Raw genomic sequence first — 17,873 nt, forward strand, 5'->3', positions numbered from 1 at the left:
ATTTTTATTTAATTTTAGAAGCCAATAAATAAATAACAGCCATACGTATGGCAACGCCATTTTCAACTTGGTTAAGTATAATTGCTTGGTCAGAATCTGCTACATCACTAGTTATTTCAACACCTCTATTAATTGGACCTGGATGCATAATAGTGATTTTCTTATCTAACGAATTAAGTAATTCTTTTGTGACTCCATATTGTTGTGCATATTCCCTTGTAGATGGAAAATAATTAATTTCCATTCGTTCATTTTGCACGCGAAGCATATTTGCTACATCACACCAATCTAATGCTTTACGTAAATTGGTTTCAACTTTTACTCCTAATTTATCAATATATTTTGGAATTAAGGTTTTAGGCCCACAAACCATAACCTTAGCACCTTGCAACTGTAAAGCGAATATGTTAGATAGTGCCACTCTACTATGCAACACATCACCAACAATCACTACATTTTTACCTTTTACTTCTCCTAATTTTTCTCTTATAGAATAAGAATCTAATAAGGCTTGTGTTGGATGCTCATGTGCACCATCGCCAGCATTTATAATACTTGCCTTAATATGATTAGATAAAAATACACCAGCTCCAGGATTAGGATGACGCATCACCACCATATCTACTTTCATAGATAATATATTATTAACAGTATCAATTAAAGTTTCTCCCTTTTTAACTGAGGACTGAGAGGCTGAAAAATTAATAACATCAGCCGATAAACGTTTTTCGGCAAGCTCAAAAGAGAGTTTCGTTCTAGTTGAATTTTCAAAAAATAAATTAGCAATTGTAATGTCTCTAAGCGAAGGAACTTTTTTAATGGGTCTATTAATAACCTCTTTAAAATGATCGGCAGTTTCAAAAATAAGCTGAATATCTTGTTTGGTAAGATACTTTATTCCCAGTAAGTGGTTAACACTTAATTCGCTCATGTCTTTATTTATTAATTAAATAGACTGAATCTTCACCTTCGTTCTCAATCCAGTTTACCTTTACTTTTTCATCGTTTATAGCATCTACCTGCCTTCCTCTATAATCTGGTTGAATTGGTAAATGCCTACTAAATCGTCTATCTATAAGTGTTAATAGTTCTATTTCGTTTGGTCGTCCAAATGATTGAATGGCAGTTAATGCAGCACGTATACTTCGTCCTGTGTATAACACATCATCTATAAAAACTACTTTTTTATTCTCTACAACAAAATCAATTTCAGTGGTATTAGCTTCTAATGGTTTATCTCCTCTTCTAAAATCATCCCTGAAAAATGTGATATCTAGTTGACCCAACTGAACATTCCTTATTTTATAATCTTCTCGAAGCATTTTACATAAACGATTAGCAAGAAACTTGCCTCTAGGTTGAATGCCTATTAAAACAGTATTAGAAAAATCGTTGTGGTTTTCAATTAGTTGACAAGCCAATCGATGAAGAATGATGTTTACCTCTTTTGCATTAAGTAACACTTTTTGACTCATATTGTTTCCAAACGTATTTGGTGGACAAAGTTAAGCTAAAAAATTAGGGTTTGCAATGGTTTTATAAAGCAATAAAAAAAGCCTCCCAAATATGGAAGGCTTTAGTTTTATATAAATATCTAAGAAATATTATTTCCCGTCCATTTTGTCTTTAAGAGCTTGTAAAGCATCATTAGCATCACCTAAAGTTGGTTTTGCTTCTGCAGCAGCAGCTGAAGCTTTTTTAGCAGCAGCTTTTACAATTTTTGCTTCTTCTTCTCTAAAGATAGCAGTATGAGAAGCTACAACACGTTTAAATTCTTTATTGAATTCAATAATTTTAAACTCAGCTTCTTCTCCTTTTTTAAGCTTCTTACCATCTTCTTTCTCTAAATGACGAGAAGGGATGAAGGCAACGATGTCTTCGTTAAAATTAACTGTAGCACCTTTATCAACTATTTCTTCAATGGTTCCTGTATGAGTAGAGTCTAATGCAAACTCAGTTTCATACTTATCCCAAGGATTGTCAGTTGTTTGTTTGTGACCTAAACTTAATTTACGTCCTTCAACATCCAGCTCTAATACCACTACATCTAATGTATCACCAACAGTACAGAACTCCGATGGATGCTTGATTTTCTTAGTCCAAGATAAATCAGAGATGTAAATTAATCCATCAATACCTTCTTCTAATTCAACAAATACACCAAAGTTAGTAAAGTTACGTACAATACCTGAATGCTTAGAACCTAAAGGATATTTAGTAGTAATATCTGTCCATGGATCTGGAGTTAATTGCTTAATTCCAAGAGACATTTTGCGCTCTTCTCTATCTAAAGTTAAGATTTTCGCCTCAATTTCATCACCTACAGTTACAAAATCTTGTGCAGAACGTAAATGAGTAGACCAAGACATTTCAGAAACGTGAATTAGTCCTTCAACTCCTTCAGCAACTTCAATAAATGCACCGTAATCTGCAATGACTACAACTTTACCTTTTACATTATCACCAATTTTAACCTCTTCACCTAAAGCATCCCAAGGATGTTTGCTTAATTGCTTAAGACCTAATTGAATTCTTGATTTATTTTCGTCAAAATCAAGGATAACAACATTTATTTTTTGGTCTAATTCTACAACTTCACTTGGATGGTTTATTCTAGACCAAGAAAGATCTGTAATATGTATTAATCCATCAACTCCTCCAAGATCCATAAATACTCCATAAGATGTAATGTTTTTAACAGAACCTTCAAGTACTTGACCTTTTTCTAGTTGACCAATAATTTCTTTTTTCTGTACTTCAATATCAGCTTCAATAAGAGCTTTATGAGATACAACAACGTTTTTAAATTCATGGTTGATTTTAACAACTTTGAATTCCATAGTTTTATTTACGTACTGATCGTAATCTCTAATAGGCTTCACATCTATTTGAGAGCCTGGTAAGAATGCTTCAATACCAAATACGTCAACGATCATACCACCTTTAGTACGACATTTAACAAAACCATTTACTATTTCTCCTGTATCGTGAGCAGCATTTACACGACCCCATGCTTTTATTACTCTAGCTTTACGATGAGATAAAACTAATTGTCCTGTTGCGTCTTCACGAACATCAATTAATACTTCTACCTTATCACCTACAGCTAAGTTAGGGTTGTAACGAAACTCGTTTAAAGAGATAACACCCTCAGATTTTGCATTGATATCAATAATCGCATCACGATCACTAATATGTATTACTTCACCTTCAACAACTTCATCATCTAAAGTGTCTACAAAGTTTTCAGATACTAATTTTTCAAATTCTTCTAATTGTTTGTCATCAACTGGATCAATTCCTTCTTCGTAATTGTGCCAATTGAAATCTTTTAAGAATTTTTCTGGATTTGCTTGAGCTTCAGAGACTACTGGAGCTTCAGTTTTTGCAGCTTCTTCAACTTGTGGTTCTACTGCTTTTTCTTTTTTTTCAGCCATTGCTGATTAACATTTGTATTCTGTATGTTTTCAGAAAAATTAAGCGATTTACACACAGAAGTGTTATAATTTGTTTTTTTATTCCTTTTAATTTTCTGATAATTCGCTAAAAGGAGTGCAAAAATACATATTATCTGCTAAATTGCCTAATTTTATTTTAATAGAAATAAGGTTTTTAAAGTATTGAAAATGAAACTACTATTCTAATCCTTCCAAAGTCATTTTAACTAGATTCATAATACTTTCAAATTGGGCATCAAGTGTGAGATTAGAATTGTCTATTTCTATAGCATCATCTGCCATCATTAATGGAGAATCTTCACGATGAGAATCTATATAATCACGTTCTTGAACATTTCGCAATACCTCTTCATACTTAACCTCATCTCCTCTATTAATAAGCTCATCATATCTACGTTGCGCTCTAATCTCTGGAGAAGCTGTCATGAAAATTTTTAATTCTGCCTGTGGAAATACAACAGTACCAATATCACGTCCATCCATTACAATGCCTTTATCTTTTCCCATTTGTTGTTGCTGTTTCACCAACTGATAGCGCACCTCTGGGATAGCCGATACTTTACTTACAAAATTTGATACCTCTAGAGTTCTTATTTCTTTCTCAACATTAACTCCATTCAAATACATTTCAGAAAAACCTAAAACTTCATTGAATTTAAATGACAATTGAATTTTATTTAATGCAGAAACGAGTTTATTTATTTTGAAATCGGTTTCATTAATAAGGTTGTTTTGCAAAGCATATAAAGTCACAGCTCTATACATCGCTCCAGTATCAACATATACATAGCCTAATTCTTTAGCCAGTTGTTTTGCTAAAGTACTCTTGCCTGTGGATGAGAATCCGTCAATTGCTATTGTAATCTTTTGCATTATTGTAAATCTATTTGTAGCCCAAAAAAGCTAGCGTTAGAAGCACTTGTATACCTTGCATGCGAATAACTAAATCGCATTTTTTTCATTTTTATACCGACTCCAAAAGACAATCCAGAAAAATTTCGTTGTTCTAAAATTCGTAATTCTTCGGCCCGTCTAAAACTATAGCCCAATCTAATATTAAATCCTTTATCTGGAAACAATTCGGCGCCTAAAATTAAATGACGAAACGCATTATTAAAAAAACTGACTTTCTCTTGAGTTTGGTTTCCTTCCAAATCACTTGTAGCTCTTGCAGGATTAGGTCTTCCTATTGGCCATTCTTGCAAATTTTCGAACGTCATATGCCAACGTAAAGGTACATGTTCTAGCGTTTGCGACATTCCAAAATCCACTTCGAATGGTAAAGGCTCTCTTAGGCCTGCGTAAGTAGTTATTTGACTTCCTAAGTTTCTAACAGCAATTGCTGCATTAAAATCAATATTTTCATTTATATATAAAAGCCCTAAATCTATAGCAACACCAAAGGAGCTGTATTGTTCCAATTTTGAAGTGATTAATTTCAAATTTGCGCCAGCATAAAAATCGGAATACCCTATTTGGGTCGCATAGCCAACCGAAAGCGCTGTTTCACTACCTGAGAAATTCCCTGTAGATTCTCCGTTTTCATCATAGCCATCAAAATTTCCATAATTAATATATGTAACGCCAGCGTGAATAGTTTGTGTGCGCCTGTCAATAGTATACGCATAAGCTGCACTACCGTAACCAATACCTCCTAAATAGCTTGTGTAGTTAAGTGCTAATTGGTTATCCATTTCCACATTAATGGTCGCTGGATTATAAAGCCCTTGAGTAACATCGTAATCTACATTAGTAATTACTTTTCCCCCCAAAGCTGCTTGACGTGGTGAGGATATTAGATTTAGAAATTGATATGTTGACTCACCTCCTACTTGAGAAAAGGAGGTTTCTACAAAAAAAACCAAAAAACATATTGTGGTAATAGTTCTTATCATAAAAAAGGCAAAGTAACTAAATCTATCTTAAAACGATTTGTAAAGTGTTTTATTTTTAAATTACTTAAAAAAACCTCAATAAAAATCGAGGTTTTTCTTTATAATTTTTTTTGGATTCTTAACCTTTTGCTTTGTTACTGCAATATCTATGACTTCGCTCATATCGTTAACATAATGAAAGGTCAAACCCTTGAGATATTCTTGATTTATTTCTTCTATATCTCTTTTATTTTCATTACAAAGAATGATTTCCTTAATCTTAGCACGTTTAGCTGCTAATATTTTCTCCTTAATCCCACCAACAGGAAGTACTTTACCTCGTAATGTAATTTCTCCTGTCATAGCCAAACTCTTTTTTACTTTTCGTTGAGTAAACAAAGAAGCTAAAGAAGTTAGCATTGTGATTCCAGCACTAGGTCCATCTTTTGGAGTAGCTCCTTCTGGAACATGAATATGTACGTTATAATTTTCTAATGCTTCTGGGTTAATACCAAAACTCTCAGCATTAGCCTTAATATACTCCATAGCGATAGTAGCAGATTCTTTCATTACAGTTCCTAGGTTGCCTGTAATGGTTAGATTTCCTTTCCCCTTTGACAAAATAGATTCTATGTACAATATATCGCCCCCTACTCTAGTCCACGCTAAACCAGTTACAACGCCAGCAACTTCGTTGTTTTCATATTTATCTCTCTCCAACTTTGGAGGTCCTAATACTTTAATTACATCTTCATTAGAAACTTTAATATTATAAGTTTCTTCCATGGCAATATTTTTTGCTGCATATCTAACCATTTTTGCTAGCTGCTTTTCAAGGCTTCTTACACCAGACTCTCTAGTATATCCTTCAACTATTTTTTCTAGTTGTGGTTTACCTATTTTTAAATGGGTGTTTTTTAAACCATGCTCTTTAAGTTGCTTTGGTAACAAATGACGTTTACCAATTTCTACTTTTTCTTCAATAGTATATCCTGAAACATCTATAATTTCCATTCTGTCTAATAAAGCAGGCTGAATATTACCCAAGCTATTTGCTGTAGCAATAAACATTACTTTAGAAAGATCAAATCCCATTTCCAAGAAATTATCATAGAACTCACTATTCTGTTCTGGGTCTAGTACCTCTAACATCGCAGAAGAAGGATCACCTTGATGTGAGTTTGATAATTTATCAATTTCGTCCAATACAAAAACTGGATTTGAAGTTCCTGCTTTTTTAAGACTCTGGAGAATTCTCCCAGGCATTGCACCAATATATGTTTTACGATGTCCGCGAATTTCTGCCTCATCTCTAAGTCCACCCAACGACATTCTAACATATTTTCTACCTAATGCTTCAGCTACAGATTTCCCTAGAGATGTTTTTCCAACTCCTGGAGGTCCATACAAACAAAGTATTGGAGACTTCATGTCGTTTCTGATTTTTAGAACCGCTAAATATTCTACTATTCTATCCTTAACTTCGTCTAAGCCATAATGGTCTCTATCTAAAATCTTTTTGGCTCTTTTTAAGTCAAACTTATCTTTGCTAAACTCATTCCACGGCAAATCAAGGAATAGGTCTAAATAATTACGTTGAATAGAATATTCTGAAACTTGAGGATTCATTCGCTGAAGCTTCATCAATTCTTTGTTAAAATGATCAGCAATATCTTCATCCCAAAGTTTATCCTTAGAACGTAAACGCATTTCTTCAATTTCCTCATCAGATGATACACCACCAAGTTCTTCTTGAATAGTTTTCATTTGCTGATGTAGAAAATATTCACGCTGTTGTTGGTTCATATCACTTTGAACCTTCGACTGAATATCATTTTTAAGCTCCAATTTTTGAAGCTCAATATTCATGTTTTTTAGAGTCGCAAGAGCACGTTCTTTTAAATCGTTTATTTCAAGAAGTTTTTGTTTTTCTTCTACCGAAAGATTCATGTTTGAGGACACGAAATTGATTAAAAACGAATTGCTTTCAATATTTTTTATTGCAAAAGTAGCTTCGGAAGGAATGTTTGGACTCTGTTTAATAATTTGAAGCGCCAACTCTTTAATAGAGTCAATAATCGCCCTGAACTCAGTATTGTCTGCAGCAGGACGAGCTTCATCTACCTCTTTTATTGTTGCATTAATATAAGGCTCCTCGGTAATTACTTCCTTAACTTCAAATCTCTTTTTTCCTTGAATAATAATGGTTGTATTACCATCTGGCATTTTTAATACTCTAAGTATTCTTGCAACTGTTCCTTTTTTATAAATGTCCTTTGCAGTAGGGTCTTCTATGGTTTCATCCTTTTGAGATACAACACCAATCACCTTACTTCCCTTGTTCGCATCATTAATTAGTTTTATCGATTTATCCCTTCCAGCTGTAATTGGAATAACAACTCCAGGGAATAAAACGGTATTACGCAATGGTAAAATTGGAAGTGTTTCTGGTAAAATTTCATTATTAATTTCTGCTTCATCTTCTGGTGTCATTAAAGGAATTAATTCTGAATTTTCATCAAATTCCTGAAATGACAAACTGTCAAGATTTGTAAATTTAGATTTCGCCATATTATTTTTAGGTCATTCTGTCACTTAAACAGAATCGTTTTTTATTTCAATTTAATTAATAAACCTTGATTTCTGCTTGAAACATCATATTTAACAAGGTTTCTTATTACTTTACACATGCTAATATTCAATTGTTATGCCATTGTATTAATGGCTTTCTTAAATAAAATCAAACTTTTTTTTCACTAAACTGTAACAAAGTTTAATTACCTTAATCTTTCTTATAAACAATTTGTTTTATTGTCACTACCAAACCTAAATACTGAAGCGCTAGCACAGCTTTGCAAATCTGGAAATCAAAATGCTCAATTAGAGCTGTATAACAGATATTATAAAGCTATGTATAACATTTCGTTAAGAATTGTAAAGGATAGTTATGAAGCAGAAGATATTATGCAAGATTCTTTTTTAACAGCGTTTACAAAATTAGGTGAATTAAAAGATTTAAAAACCTTTGGTGCCTGGTTAAAACGAATTGTTACAAACAATAGTATTTATCACTATAAAAAAAGTCATAAATACCAAAACGTTCCTTTTGACAATGTGCTTTATAAAGTTGAAGAGAATCAAAGCATTGGTAGTGATTATGATTTTACAAACTTAAAAGCACAACAGGTACTTAAGGTTATTAATAACCTTAAAGATAATTATAGAATTGCACTAACCTTAAATTTAATTGAAGGTTACGATTATGAAGAGATTAGTGATATTATGGATATTTCTTATGCTAATTGCAGGACAACCATATCAAGAGCTAAAGAAAGTTTAAGGCAAAAATTACAGCTTACAGCTGAGTATTAAAAGATATATTATGAATGAGGATAATTTAAATAGAATTTTTATAAACACTAAGGGGCAATTTGATACTGAAGAGCCTGCTATTGGGCACAAACAGCGTTTTTTAGATAAGTTAAATAGTCCAAACACTGTAGCTATTACTGAAAAAAAATCAGTATTTAAATTATGGCAACCAATTATTGGTGTAGCTGCCTCTGTAGTTTTAATTATTACAGTATCTGTTGGAGTTTTAAAAGGTAACAACTCAATAGATTTGGCAAGTATTTCCCCAGAAATGGCAACAACACAAGATTTTTTCACTAATACAATAACTGCTGAACTTGAAAAACTTAACAGTGAAGAATCTCCAGAATATCAAGATTTAATTGTTGATACGATGTTTCAAATGAAAATTCTTGAAGAAAACTACGAGCAGTTAAAATTAGATCTCGATGTAAGTGGTCAAGATGAACGAGTTATTTACGCCATGATATCTAATTTTCAAGATAGAATAGACCTACTGCAAAACGTGGTAGAACAAATAGATGAATTAAAACAAACAAAAAACGAACAAAATGAAAACAACACTACTTTATAAAGCTTTTATTGCTTTACTTTTTATTCCATCGTTAGTTTTGGCTAACAATAATGATTTAAACGGTAAACATACTAAAGAGAAAAAAGTACATAAAGAGTTTACAGTAAACTCTGATGCCACTTTAGAAATTGACAACAGCTATGGAAATATAGATATTGTTACTTGGAATGAAAACCGTATTGTTATTGATGTCACCATTACAACCAACGGAAATAATCTCGAAAAAGTTGAGAAAAAATTAAAGGAAATTGATGTAGAGTTTTCTGGAACTTCAAATCATGTAATGGCAAAAACGCGATTCTCAAAAAATAAATCTTTTTGGAATTGGGGAAACAACAATGTTAGTATGAAAATCAATTACGTTGTAAAAATGCCAATGAGTAATAATGTTGACCTTGAAAATGATTATGGTAGTATCAATTTGGATAAACTAGAAGGTAGAGCTACTATTGATTGTGATTATGGAAAAATTACAACTAAAGAATTAATGGCTGATAACAATGTTATTACCTTTGATTATACTAAAAACTCCTATTTCGAATATATTAAAAGTGGAACTATTGATGCAGATTATAGTGGGTATACAGTAGCAAAAACAAATGATTTACGCATCAATACAGATTATACAAAATCTAATATTGAAATAGCCGAAGATGTCACTTATAATTGTGATTATGGCTCTCTAACTATCGGGAAAGCTAACAACATAAAAGGAGATGGTGATTACTTAACCTTACGTATTGGAGAAGTTTATAAAAATGTATCTGTAACTGCAGATTATGGTTCAATGAAAATTGATAATATGACAAGTAATGCTGGAGATGTTCGTATCGATTCAGATTATATGAAAATAACTATTGGATATTCATCAGGTTATAGTTTTGATTTCGATTTAGATTTAAGTTACGCTTCGCTTCGTGGAGATGACGACTTAGAGGTGTCAAAAAGAATTGAAAAATCAAGTAGCAAAAAGTATTCAGGGTATCATGGATCAAAAGGATCTGGAAATACTATTAATATTACATCAGATTATGGAAGTGTTACTTTCAACAAAAATTAAATATCAATCAAAAAACAAAGAAAAATGAAAAAATCAATTTTATTATTAGCGGCCATTTTATGCGTTTCTACAATAAACGCGCAATGGTGGGGAGGAAAAAAAATTAAGGGCAACGGAAAAGTTATTACAGAAAATAGAAGTACAGGAGATTACGAAGGTATTAAATGCGCAGGCTCTATGGATTATATTTTAGTAGCTGGAACTGAAGGAAAAATCAAACTTGAAGGCGAATCAAATTTATTAGAACACATTATTACAGAAATCAAAGACGGTAACTTAATCGTAAAAGTAGAAAAAGGAGTTAACTTAAGCCCTAGTTGGAATAAAACCATAAAAGTCACTATTCCATTTAAAGATATAAACAGTGTTTCCCTAGCTGGATCTGGAGATCTATGGAATGAAGATAAAATTACTGCTACTAATTTTGGTGTATCTCTAGCTGGTTCGGGTGATGTCATACTTAATATAGAAGCTTCTTCTGTTAAAGGTAGTCTTGCTGGTTCTGGAGATTTAACGCTAAAAGGTAACACTAACGATTTAACAGTAAAAGTTGCTGGTTCTGGAGATATACATGCTTTTGGAATGCAAGCAAACAATACTACAGCTTCTATAGCTGGTTCTGGTGATATTGAAGTGGTAAGTAATAAAAGTTTAAAAGCTCGTGTTTCAGGTTCTGGAGATATTGAATATAAAGGTAACCCTGAAAAAGAAGACACTAAAGTATCAGGATCTGGTACTATTAGTAACTAAGAACAATTATTTTAGCAAAAAAGCCACTCTTTGAGCGGCTTTTTTTATTTAATCTCCATCGCATTTTTTGGAATACGATATAAAAGAATGACCCCAATTATAAAAAAAGTAATGAGAAATAAAATTGAATAACGCATGCTTCCAGTTATTTCGGCAACAAAACCATACATAAACATTCCTATAACAATTCCAATTTTCTCAGCAACATCATAAAAACTAAAATAGGATGCTGTGTCTTTAGATTGCTCAGGTATAAGCTTACTGTAAGTAGATCTAGATAATGATTGGATTCCTCCCATTACCAATCCAACACATCCAGCTGTAATATAAAATTGAAGAGGTGTAACTACAAAAAACGCATAAGCACATATAACAATCCAAGAAAATATAATAATAATTAGTGTTTTTATATTTCCCATTTTTCCAGATAATCTAGCAGTATAATTTGCACCAAAAACAGCTATTAACTGTATTAATAAAATACTAATTATTAATCCAGTTGTAGAATCTTGTTTACCCCAATCTAGCTCTTCAACTGCAAAGTATGTAGCCGCAATCATAATAGTTTGCACAGCCATACTATAAACAAAAAAAGCACTTAAATACCTTCGTAAAATCTGATTAGTTTTTAATGCTTTCCATATTTTCTTTAACTCATTATACCCATGAACCAATACAGATTTTGTTACTTTATGTCCTTCGTTTGTTCCTGTTGGCAAATGTTTAAACGTATATTGTGCAAATAACATCCACCAAATTCCAACCATAATAAAAGCAATTCTGGTTGGTTGTCCCGCGTCTTCAAAACCAAATGAGTCATAAAATAAAATCATAACCAAATTGACTACAAGTAGTATTACACTACCAACATATCCCATAGAGAATCCTTTGGCGCTTATTTTATCTTGCTGCTCAGGAAAAGCAATATCTGGTAAATACGAATTATAAAAAACCAAACTTCCCCAAAAACCAATTAAAGCTAACATGTAGCATAATAGACCAAACCATAAATAGTCTAAACTAAACCAATATAAACCAATACAGGATAATGCGCCTAAATAACAGAAAAACTTCATAAACCCTTCCTTGTTACCAACAAAATCTGATATTCCAGATAGTATAGGAGACAAAATAGATACTACTAAAAAGCTTAATGCCGTTATGTAACTTATTAAAGAATCATTATTAAAATCATATCCAAGAAAAGTGACTGTGTCACTTATTTTTTCACCTGTTTCTGTATCTTTTATTATTGTTAAAGCTCCATAAAAAATTGGAAACACTGCCGAAGTAATAACTAATGGATACACCGAGTTCGCCCAATCATAAAAGGCCCAAGCATTTAAGAGTTTCTTACTTCCTTTTTCTAATACTGCCATAAATAAAAAGCTGCTCAATTGTTTGAGCAGCTTCTAAAGTAAACATTTATCTTTAAATGACTATATAATTATTCTCTAAAGGAAGTTATACCAAATTTAGTTGCCTCTTTTTTTGCAGTTGGCGCTAGTGATTTCAAATTTGTAATTCTTGTATCGTTTGATGGATGTGTACTCAAAAATTCTGGTGGTGTTTGTCCTCCACTATTGGCTTTCATGCGCTTCCATAACTCAGCTGCTTCATCTGGATTATAACCAGCAATTGCCATTAAATATAACCCTATCCTATCCGCTTCAGTTTCATGAGCTCTACTAAAAGGTAACATTCCTCCTACTGTCGTTACAACACCAAAGGCTTGATTATAAAGCCCTAGATTTTTATCATCTTGCAATGCAACATTAAGTCCTATAGCACCAGCTTGTTGAAGTAATCCTGCACTCATACGTTGTTGACCATGATTTGCTAATGCATGCGCCACTTCATGACCCATAATTGCTGCAACTCCAGTTTCTCCAGCAGCAATAGGTAAAATACCTGTATAAAAAACAATTTTTCCTCCAGGCATACACCAAGCGTTAACCGTTTTATCATTCACAAGATTGTATTCCCATTTATAATCGTTTAAATAACCTTGATACCCATTAGCATTTAACCAACGCTCAGCAGCTACTGCAATTCGTTGTCCAACCCTAGTTATCATTTCAGCATCTTTAGTACCTTTTTCTACTTTGTTTTCACTTAAAAATTGATCGTACTGCGCAAAAGCAGTTGGGAATAATTGAGAATTTGGCATAAAAGCCATAGTTTTCTTACCAGTAAAAGGATTTGTAGCACATGAAAGAAATAAAAATACAACTCCAAATGTGACTATTAGTTTATGATATTTCATTTTGTTTAAGGTTTTATTTACGAAACTTAAAAATACAAAAAAGGTTTCTTAAATTTATGACCCCAACATTGATTAATTGTCACATTTTTTAAAAAATATTTGTAATACTCTTAATTAGATTTCGACTTTTAAAAGAAATCGAATTAAAATTTATTCTATGAAAAAGCTATTAGTACTTACATTAATTAGTTTCTGTTTTAGTTGTAACAGTTCTGCTCAAAAAAAAGAAACTGAAAAAAGTTTTCCTATCTCAAAAACGGATGCAGAATGGAAAGCACAACTTAACGATTTGCAATATTACGTACTTAGAGAAGCTGGTACTGAACCAGCATTTAGTAGTTCTTTTAATGATAATCATTTAAAAGGCGTATATGTTTGTGCTGCTTGCGACACACCATTATTTAAAAGTGAACATAAATACGACTCTGGCTCAGGTTGGCCAAGTTTTGATAGAGAAATAAAAGGCAATGTAGCTTATTCTGTAGATTATAATATAGGTGTTGCAAGAAAAGAAGAAATCTGTGCAACTTGTGGTGGGCATTTAGGGCACGTGTTTGATGATGGTCCAAGAGAAACTACTGGATTAAGACATTGTGTTAATGGTGCTGCATTAAAATTTATACCAAAAAAAGATGAGTAATAGTTATTTGCCTAGTATTATTAAACAGTTTGAATATTATAAAAGTCTTGGTGATAAAACATTCAATCAATTGACTGATGAACAAATTTATTGGCAATATAATAATGAAAGTAATAGTATTGCTATTATTGTGAAACATATTGTTGGAAATATGTTGTCTCGCTGGACCAATTTTTTAACCGAAGATGGTGAAAAAACATGGAGAGAACGTGATAAAGAATTTGAAAACACTTACATTAATAAAGAGCAAATGCTAAAAGCTTGGGAGCAAGGTTGGAAATGTTTATTTGATGCCATTACGCCTATAAAAAATGAGCAATTAGAAAGTTTAGTTTATATAAGAAACCATGGTCACACTATAACTGAAGCTATTAACAGGCAATTAGCCCACTATTCTTACCACATTGGTCAAATTGTATTTCTAGGCAAAATGATTACCAACGATAATTGGAAATCTTTATCGATTCCTAAAGGAACATCTACTCGTTATAATGAAGAAAAATTTGCTAAAGACAAAACAAGAAAGCATTTTACCGAAGACCTTTAATATTACATTTAGGTTTCGTAAATTCGTAGCCTAAATTTAAGACTTAAATACATACTCATGAGTAAATACGATATAATTGTTCTTGGAAGCGGTCCAGGAGGCTATGTAACAGCTATTAGAGCGTCTCAATTAGGATTTAAAACAGCAGTAGTTGAAAAAGAAAGCCTTGGTGGTGTTTGTTTAAATTGGGGCTGTATTCCTACTAAGGCATTATTAAAATCGGCTCAAGTTTTTGAATATTTAAAACATGCGGAAGATTATGGATTATCGGTTAAAGATGCTGACAAAGATTTTGATGCAGTTGTAAAACGTAGTCGCGGTGTTGCAGATGGCATGAGTAAAGGTGTTCAATTTCTTTTAAAAAAGAACAAAGTTGATGTTATAAATGGGTACGGAAAAGTAAAACCTGGAAAGAAAGTTGATGTTGATGGAACGGAATATAGTGCAGATCACATTATAATTGCAACTGGAGCGCGCTCTCGCGAATTACCTAGCCTACCACAAGATGGCAAAAAAGTAATTGGTTATCGTGAAGCTTTAACTCTTGAAAAACAACCAAAGAAAATGATTATTGTTGGTTCTGGTGCTATAGGTGTTGAGTTTGCATATTTTTATAACTCAATGGGAACAGAAGTTACTGTTGTTGAATTTATGCCAAGAGTAGTACCTGTTGAAGATGAAGATGTATCTAAACAGTTAGCACGCTCATTCAAAAAAAGTGGTATCAAGATTATGACTTCATCTGAAGTAACAAGTGTTGATACCTCTGGTAAAGGAGTAAAAGCAATAGTTAAGACTAAAAAAGGTGAAGAAATTCTGGAAGCCGACATGGTTCTTTCTGCTGTAGGAATTAAAACAAATATTGAAAATATTGGTTTAGAAGATGTTGGTATTGTTGTGGATAGAGATAAAATCATAGTTAATGACTTTTACCAAACAAATATCCCTGGATATTATGCTATTGGAGATGTAACTCCTGGTCAAGCTTTAGCTCATGTAGCTTCTGCTGAAGGAATATTATGCGTTGAGAAAATTGCAGGACAACACGTTGAAGCACTAGATTATGGCAATATCCCAGGATGTACATACTGTTCTCCTGAAATTGCAAGTGTTGGCTTAACAGAAACACAAGCAAAAGAACAAGGTTATGACATTAAAGTTGGTAACTTCCCATTTTCAGCTTCTGGTAAGGCAAGTGCTGGAGGACATAAAGACGGTTTTGTAAAAGTGATTTTTGATGCCAAATATGGTGAATGGTTAGGTTGTCACATGATTGGTGCAGGTGTAACTGATATGATTGCTGAAGCTGTTTTAGGAAGAAAACTAGAAACAACTGGGCACGAAGTACTAAAAGCTGTGCATCCACATCCAACGATGAGTGAAGCTGTTATGGAGGCAGTTGCTGCTGCTTATGGCGAAGTAATTCATCTTTAGATTTAGATAATAATAGATATAAGACTAAAAAGTTCCGAAGATTTCGGAACTTTTCTTTTTAAAATATGTTTTAATCTATCTGTATAAGTGTTTATTTATAAAAAACTTTGAATGGCAAGTTCATAACTCTGTAACCCAAAACCAAGAATTACGCCATGAGCATTTGGAGAGATGTATGATTGATGTCTAAACTCTTCTCTAGCAAACGTATTAGAAATATGAACTTCTATAACAGGAGCTTCAATAGCCTTAACAGCATCACCAATACCTACTGAGGTATGCGTATAAGCAGCAGCATTTAAAATAATACCATCATAAGTAAAGCCAACTTCTTGTATTTTGTCTATCAATTCACCTTCAATATTTGATTGAAAGTATTCTAAATTTACTTTAAGATATTTTTTTTTTACAGTGTCAAGAAATTCTGTAAACGTTAAGCTACCATATATGTTAGGTTCACGTTTCCCTAATAAGTTTAAGTTTGGACCATTTATGATGATTAGTTTTTTCATAAATCAAATGTATCAAAAAATAATGCATAAAAAAACCGAAGTATTCAACTTCGGTTTTTTTATTAGTGAACTTTAGGTTAAAATTTATACCCTAAGCCAAATTGTACATAGTTAAATGTTGTGTTAACTTCTACTCCCCCAAAATCATTATCTTCTAAACGGTTAGAAAGTCCTAAAACATATCTTGCATCAATAATGAATTTTTCTGTGATATCATAAGCTAATCCAGCACCAAGACCAACGCCAAATTTTTTAATTCCTTCAGCTTCTTCATCTAAAAGCAAATCTAATTGCGGACCTGCAAGAATACTTAATTTTTCAGCAGCTTTAAATTTCACCATAATAGGTAAAGCTAAAAGACTAGAGTTTTCTCCATCTTCACTTACACTTATAAATTGTAATTCAGGTTGGATATTAAATTTTTCAGAAACTTCAAATTCTCCAAAAACACCTAAATAAAACCCTGAAACACTTTCTGATGCAGAAGCACCATCAGCAGAAGCACGTATACTAAGTGAATTGAATCCAGCTTTTGCTCCAAATTGCGAGGAAGTTACTCCATCGTCTTGCGCATTAACAGTTGTAAATCCTAAAACTGCCATTGCTGCTACTAATAAACTTTTTTTCATAATAAATCTGGTTTTAATTTTATTGATCGGCAAATCTATATGCTTAGATTAAATAAAACAAGAAAATTAACATAATTATATGTGATAATTCTTACACTTAAATTAAGCAAAAAAAAAGAGCGCCAATTTATGTGCGCTCCTTCTTTCTTGATTTGCTATTAATCAATATTATTCTTCTTAAAATCTATAATCCAAAATTTACTCCTAGATTAATCGAAGAGAATGTCCCTCCATCAACACTAACACCACTGTAAGAAGCAGTAATTTGAGCATTTCCTCCAACATTATAACCAATCATTGGTCTGTAATAGAATCCGCCATCATTTCCATCTGGGCTAATACCTATTGCATACCCAAGGTCAGCACCCAAAACAAACTCTTCAGAAGCGTTAAATCTTGCTGAACCAGCTAATGGTAAAAATGAAGCGTCATCAATTTCGAATCCAGATATTTCATCTCCCATAAAGTGGCTATAACCTGTAGATAAACCTGCATTAAAATCTTCAGATACATTCCACATATAAGATAAATCAACGCCTAGATTAAATGTATAACCGTCTCCAGCATCTCCAACTGGTAAACCAACATTAATTCCAGCTCTAAAATCCTGTGCATTAGCAGTAAAGCTAAATGCTACGACTGCCATAACTAATAATAATTTTTTCATAATTTGTAAATTTAGTTTTGATTAATTCGCAGCTAATTAAAAAATAAAAATGCTTTTGAACAAAATTTTAACCCAAAAAGTAGTACTTTT

Annotated in this window: 18 protein-coding genes; 7 read left to right on the forward strand and 11 right to left on the reverse strand. The window is 32.4% G+C overall.

Features of this window, described 5'->3' with window-relative positions:
* Nucleotides 1-4 precede the first annotated feature (4 nt).
* From ABGB03_RS07880 to lon, 6 genes are all read right to left on the reverse strand, one after another.
* Nucleotides 5-931 carry an aspartate carbamoyltransferase catalytic subunit gene (locus ABGB03_RS07880; RefSeq protein ID WP_347926312.1) on the reverse strand — a complete coding sequence of 309 codons (927 nt, stop codon included), beginning with the start codon at nucleotides 929-931 and terminating at the stop codon, nucleotides 5-7.
* Between the two features lie 4 nt (nucleotides 932-935).
* Nucleotides 936-1,475 (reverse strand): bifunctional pyr operon transcriptional regulator/uracil phosphoribosyltransferase PyrR, encoded by a 540-nt coding sequence (gene pyrR, locus ABGB03_RS07885; RefSeq protein ID WP_347926314.1) that lies wholly within the window; start codon nucleotides 1,473-1,475, stop codon nucleotides 936-938.
* Between the two features lie 129 nt (nucleotides 1,476-1,604).
* A complete protein-coding gene (gene rpsA / locus ABGB03_RS07890) occupies nucleotides 1,605-3,437 on the reverse strand; it encodes a 30S ribosomal protein S1 (RefSeq protein ID WP_347926315.1) in 1,833 nt (610 codons plus the stop codon).
* A gap of 198 nt (nucleotides 3,438-3,635) precedes the next feature.
* The gene (gene cmk, locus ABGB03_RS07895; protein WP_347926317.1) at nucleotides 3,636-4,331 is read right to left on the reverse strand and encodes a (d)CMP kinase; all 696 of its coding nucleotides are present in this window, start codon (nucleotides 4,329-4,331) and stop codon (nucleotides 3,636-3,638) included.
* The gene (gene porQ / locus ABGB03_RS07900) at nucleotides 4,331-5,353 is read right to left on the reverse strand and encodes a type IX secretion system protein PorQ (RefSeq protein ID WP_347926318.1); all 1,023 of its coding nucleotides are present in this window, start codon (nucleotides 5,351-5,353) and stop codon (nucleotides 4,331-4,333) included. The genes cmk and porQ overlap by 1 nt, the downstream gene beginning before the upstream one ends.
* 75 nt (nucleotides 5,354-5,428) lie before the next feature.
* Complete coding sequence (gene lon / locus ABGB03_RS07905) at nucleotides 5,429-7,903, reverse strand: endopeptidase La (RefSeq protein ID WP_347926320.1); 2,475 nt, start codon at nucleotides 7,901-7,903, stop codon at nucleotides 5,429-5,431.
* 240 nt (nucleotides 7,904-8,143) lie between these two features.
* Between lon and ABGB03_RS07910 the strand changes: the two genes are divergently transcribed.
* From ABGB03_RS07910 to ABGB03_RS07925, 4 genes are read left to right on the forward strand one after another with little or no spacing between them, the layout of a single operon-like run.
* On the forward strand, nucleotides 8,144-8,704 hold the full coding sequence (locus ABGB03_RS07910; protein WP_347926321.1) for an RNA polymerase sigma factor: 561 nt from the start codon (nucleotides 8,144-8,146) through the stop codon (nucleotides 8,702-8,704).
* Nucleotides 8,705-8,714: 10 nt separating this feature from the next.
* Complete coding sequence (locus ABGB03_RS07915; protein ID WP_347926322.1) at nucleotides 8,715-9,278, forward strand: hypothetical protein; 564 nt, start codon at nucleotides 8,715-8,717, stop codon at nucleotides 9,276-9,278.
* The gene (locus tag ABGB03_RS07920; protein WP_347926323.1) at nucleotides 9,256-10,338 is read left to right on the forward strand and encodes a hypothetical protein; all 1,083 of its coding nucleotides are present in this window, start codon (nucleotides 9,256-9,258) and stop codon (nucleotides 10,336-10,338) included. Before ABGB03_RS07915 ends, ABGB03_RS07920 begins: the two co-directional genes overlap by 23 nt.
* Before the next feature lie 24 nt (nucleotides 10,339-10,362).
* Nucleotides 10,363-11,088: a head GIN domain-containing protein gene (locus tag ABGB03_RS07925; RefSeq protein ID WP_347926325.1), complete on the forward strand. Its 726-nt coding sequence runs from the start codon at nucleotides 10,363-10,365 to the stop codon at nucleotides 11,086-11,088.
* Between the two features lie 44 nt (nucleotides 11,089-11,132).
* Here the strand turns inward: ABGB03_RS07925 and ABGB03_RS07930 are convergent, their stop codons facing one another.
* Together ABGB03_RS07930 and ABGB03_RS07935 are read right to left on the reverse strand one after the other, a co-directional pair.
* A complete protein-coding gene (locus ABGB03_RS07930; protein WP_347926327.1) occupies nucleotides 11,133-12,467 on the reverse strand; it encodes an MFS transporter in 1,335 nt (444 codons plus the stop codon).
* A 68-nt stretch (nucleotides 12,468-12,535) separates the two neighbouring features.
* The gene (locus tag ABGB03_RS07935; protein ID WP_347926329.1) at nucleotides 12,536-13,354 is read right to left on the reverse strand and encodes a M48 family metallopeptidase; all 819 of its coding nucleotides are present in this window, start codon (nucleotides 13,352-13,354) and stop codon (nucleotides 12,536-12,538) included.
* A 157-nt stretch (nucleotides 13,355-13,511) separates the two neighbouring features.
* Here ABGB03_RS07935 and msrB point away from each other — a divergent pair, with 157 nt between their 5' ends.
* Genes msrB through lpdA form a run of 3 tightly spaced genes read left to right on the forward strand, consistent with a single transcriptional unit; the run spans nucleotide 13,512 to nucleotide 15,975 of the window.
* A complete protein-coding gene (msrB, locus tag ABGB03_RS07940) occupies nucleotides 13,512-13,994 on the forward strand; it encodes a peptide-methionine (R)-S-oxide reductase MsrB (RefSeq protein WP_347926331.1) in 483 nt (160 codons plus the stop codon).
* Nucleotides 13,987-14,541 carry a DUF1572 family protein gene (locus tag ABGB03_RS07945; RefSeq protein ID WP_347926332.1) on the forward strand — a complete coding sequence of 185 codons (555 nt, stop codon included), beginning with the start codon at nucleotides 13,987-13,989 and terminating at the stop codon, nucleotides 14,539-14,541. The genes msrB and ABGB03_RS07945 overlap by 8 nt, the downstream gene beginning before the upstream one ends.
* 57 nt (nucleotides 14,542-14,598) lie before the next feature.
* Entirely contained in the window at nucleotides 14,599-15,975 is a 1,377-nt protein-coding gene (gene lpdA, locus ABGB03_RS07950) for a dihydrolipoyl dehydrogenase (protein ID WP_347926333.1), read from the forward strand.
* Between the two features lie 95 nt (nucleotides 15,976-16,070).
* Here the strand turns inward: lpdA and aroQ are convergent, their stop codons facing one another.
* The 3 genes from aroQ to ABGB03_RS07965 form a co-directional block, all read right to left on the reverse strand.
* Nucleotides 16,071-16,487: a type II 3-dehydroquinate dehydratase gene (aroQ, locus tag ABGB03_RS07955; protein ID WP_347926335.1), complete on the reverse strand. Its 417-nt coding sequence runs from the start codon at nucleotides 16,485-16,487 to the stop codon at nucleotides 16,071-16,073.
* 77 nt (nucleotides 16,488-16,564) lie between these two features.
* Nucleotides 16,565-17,116 carry a porin family protein gene (locus ABGB03_RS07960; RefSeq protein WP_347926337.1) on the reverse strand — a complete coding sequence of 184 codons (552 nt, stop codon included), beginning with the start codon at nucleotides 17,114-17,116 and terminating at the stop codon, nucleotides 16,565-16,567.
* A gap of 184 nt (nucleotides 17,117-17,300) precedes the next feature.
* Nucleotides 17,301-17,783 (reverse strand): outer membrane beta-barrel protein, encoded by a 483-nt coding sequence (locus ABGB03_RS07965; RefSeq protein ID WP_347926339.1) that lies wholly within the window; start codon nucleotides 17,781-17,783, stop codon nucleotides 17,301-17,303.
* Nucleotides 17,784-17,873: the final 90 nt, after the last annotated feature.

It is taken from the genome of Pontimicrobium sp. SW4, assembly GCF_039954625.1.
In the GTDB taxonomy this organism is placed as follows: Bacteria; Bacteroidota; Bacteroidia; order Flavobacteriales; family Flavobacteriaceae; genus Pontimicrobium.